This window comes from Psychrobacter sp. TB20-MNA-CIBAN-0197 (genome assembly GCF_040309765.1).
Classification (GTDB): domain Bacteria; phylum Pseudomonadota; class Gammaproteobacteria; order Pseudomonadales; family Moraxellaceae; genus Psychrobacter; species Psychrobacter submarinus.
In genome coordinates this window covers 1-232 of record NZ_JBEOPC010001460.1, presented here as the reverse complement: position 1 = coordinate 232, position 232 = coordinate 1, and the positions used below count along the sequence as shown (strand labels likewise).

The window sequence follows — 232 nt, the reverse complement described above, 5'->3', positions numbered from 1 at the left end:
GTACGGTAATACATCGGCAGCGACAATTGCCATTGCACTTTGCGAGGCGGTGGAGCAAGGTTTAATTAAACCACACTCAAATATTATGTCGGCAGCCTTTGGCGCTGGCCTTACGTGGGCTGCTAGTTATATTAAATGGGGCGAGCGTGTAACACCTATTAGTGTAAGTGATGCACAACTTCCTCCTTGCGATAAAACCGGCTTAGAGTTAGTTGCTCCAGCGGTAAAAGCA

Annotated in this window: 1 protein-coding gene; it reads left to right on the top strand. The window is 47.4% G+C overall.

Annotation, left to right across the window (positions count from 1 at the left end; translation table 11 throughout):
- Nucleotides 1–232, top strand: a 232-nt coding sequence (locus AAEY83_RS18810; protein ID WP_351061747.1) for a 3-oxoacyl-[acyl-carrier-protein] synthase III C-terminal domain-containing protein, incomplete at both ends; no start/stop codon positions are given.